This is a genomic window from Proteus sp. G2609 (assembly GCF_963896135.1).
Lineage (GTDB): Bacteria > Pseudomonadota > Gammaproteobacteria > Enterobacterales > Enterobacteriaceae > Proteus > Proteus mirabilis.
Genome location: NZ_CAWQNB010000012.1, coordinates 1 through 2,912, shown reverse-complemented (window position 1 = coordinate 2,912; position 2,912 = coordinate 1). Strand labels below are relative to the sequence as shown.

Sequence of the window (2,912 nt, the reverse complement as noted above, 5' to 3'; positions counted from 1 at the left end):
GGTATTCATATCCTTCTGCGCATGAAGAAACACCTCTTGCTTACCGCCGGCATCTTCAAAACGCAGTTCATTAAAACCTTCCCCTTTGTGGGTTTGGCTACGGAAAGTGGTTTGTGTCTTATTCTCTGGGAACTTAATCGGTGGTGCGTTACGACCATCATAGGTACAACCGGTAATCATCGGTCTGTCGATATCCCCATTAAGGTAGCTGACCAGCACTTGCGTGCCAATGCGCGGTACCGCAGAAAAACCATAACCATTTCCACTCCAACCCATGGCAACCCGCACCCAGCATGAAGCACTGTGATCGGCACTTCCCCGACGATCCCAATGAAAATGCACTTTCACGGCGCCATATTCATTGACGTAGATTTCTTCCCCCGGCGGTCCCACCACCGTCGCCACTTCATCGCCGTCCGCCGTCGGTTTATAACGATAAGGGGGACGCCACTCTTGCGTGCCCGGAATAAAGGAGACGCTATTCGACAGTTGTGTGCCTTCGCCCCCGCTATTGTCCGCCAGTGGCTGTACACCATGATGGCTGACGCTGATCACTTGCCAGCGATCATTCATCGGCTGATGGGGATGCTGAGATAAGGTGAAGATTTTGCCGGGCATCAGCGCAAAACAGTTTGTTGTCGCTTGCCCCACTTTGCTGCCGTTACGTAATTGCTCAAAGCGCACCTGTGTTAGGGGGCGACCTTCATCGTCTAATTGAAAACGACCATAACTTTCAAACACACTGTGCTGTCCTCCCTGCTCAATTTTGTTTTCATGAGACAACGGATAAGAAGGACGAACAAAGTTGTTGTCTTTATGGATAGTTTCATCCACACACAAATATTCGCCATATTGCCAAGTCATGGCAGTGCTATCGCTGATATCGGTGTCGGCCTGCGGGTTATAGGTGAGGTGAATACCCGCCGTCATCCCCATATGTTCATCGCTGTAAAACAGTTGTTCTTCTTCAAACCAGAAGTTAATGCCCTCTTCAAACGCCAGTCGACACCAAAAATCAAATGCCGATTCGCGTTTTTGGGTGGTGTAGAGACGTTCAGGGTGTAGATCTTCACGGTAGAATTGGCAATCCGCTTTAACATGGGCCTCATCCAATAAGGTTTTTAAGATGGTCGGCACCGATTGATGTTGAAAAATACGGCTGTCTTGATTGAGGGTCATCACCCACATTTCAGGGCGAATATCGAAGTGATACCACGTTTTCACTCCGTCGGTATTGCCTTGTACTGCCCCGGCTAAGATACCGTTGACTTTGCGGATCAACACCCCATCGCGTTTGACCGTTAATGATGAGGCTAAGCCAAGATGGCGCTGAAAATCGATAAAGGGTAAGGCACTGACCGCACTGATGGACAGCGAAAATAGCGAGGATAATCCTTCGGTAAGATTAAATTCGGTGACTTGAAAGGTGTCGTCAGGCAATCCACCAATGGTGCAAGTGAACACCAAACCACTTTCGAGGCTGTCCATGCCTAATGCATCAAGTAACGCCCCATGGGCCGCTTGGAGTGCTTGGTTTTCAGCGAATGTTTGTCCACCGGTAAAACCGCCACCGTGGATCAGGGGATGAGCCGTCACGCGATTGGCCGATGCGCTGGCTGATTGCGTGAGCGAGGCCGCTGCTGAGGCCATCCCGGCCACCTTTTGCGTGGGTGTCGATAGCGTTTCGTTCACTTTGGATTGCACCCTATTTTTCACTTGATTGATGGCTTCATCTTTTAAAACGGATGCCGGGTCAATGGGCGTTGATTTCGGATCTTTGCTAAGCATAATCTGCCTCCATGCAAAAATGGATAAAGAAAAGGGAACAATACAAAATAAGGACGAGCCCCCAAGGACTCGTCATAACGGTATTACGCTTCGAGAGGCGCACGCCAGTCATCCGCACCAGACGTTCCAGCAACAGTGTGCTCCCAGTCAATTTTGCGGTAAGAGAGGGAAACTTCGATAAGTTGCGTGAAGTCGGCTTTAGCCGGATCTTGACAATGAGGCATTTGGCAATCGATGTTCACGATCGTCGCGTCAGTCAGTGTGGTGGTAAAGAAGTGCTCTTGTTTACCTTCAACAGACGTGCGATACCATTTTAACTCAACTTTTGGCAACATTTCGCCGGAAGCCAATGCGTTATACAGCAGAGGAACGGCTTTGTTTAATGCCACGGTAAAACGAAACGGTTTATGCGCACGTTGGCCAGAAGGTTGGCCTGATTGCGGATCAGTCGGAACCGTCACCACGTGAGAAAATTCTTGTACCAACATTTGGTCTTCATGACCTTGTACATAAATGTTGCCGACAGAATCTGCAGTAAACGCGCCTGCAGTGATGTTGCCCTGAGTTTTTCCTTCAATGGAAATATAGCAAGGAGTTGGCATAACAATATCCTTTTATCAAAAACGACAAATTAAATTAAATGATTGTCTTAAAAACAATCCGTTAGTCATGTCTGTCATCTTAGCCAGTGCGCACGGTAAGACTTCGGTAAAGGATAATAAAATCTTATCAATATGCTGTAAACAGCCCGTTTTTTTTGTATCTCTCTAGGATAAGTCACTTAGCGTAAACTGGTTGAAATATCGCTATATCATGCTGTAAAAACAGTCATAAAAAGTATTTATCAGCATAAAATATGATGAATAAATAGACAAATTGCTCGCAGCCCAAGAAACACTATGTACATAAAAATATATTTTGTAACAGAAATGTTAAATCAAAAATAGCGCATATAATCCATTGATTTTAAAGTATTAAAAATCAATTACATTGAATTATGCTGTCCTTTTTCCATGAGCAGTCCAAATTGGTCAATATATTTAGCTGTTAAGCTCAATTTAATTAAAATATCATGCTAATTAAGCCACTATTTTTATTTAACACACTCAATATGCGTATATTTC

At 45.6% G+C, this 2,912-nt stretch carries 2 protein-coding genes; both read right to left on the bottom strand.

All coding sequences use genetic code 11. The features are described from left to right. Positions 1-1,788 (bottom strand): type VI secretion system tip protein TssI/VgrG (gene tssI / locus AACV01_RS04335; protein WP_161682165.1); only part of this gene is annotated, 1,788 nt, incomplete at its 3' end. Positions 1,789-1,871: 83 nt separating this feature from the next. After that, complete coding sequence (locus AACV01_RS04330; protein ID WP_004246976.1) at positions 1,872-2,390, bottom strand: Hcp family type VI secretion system effector; 519 nt, start codon at positions 2,388-2,390, stop codon at positions 1,872-1,874. Positions 2,391-2,912: the final 522 nt, after the last annotated feature.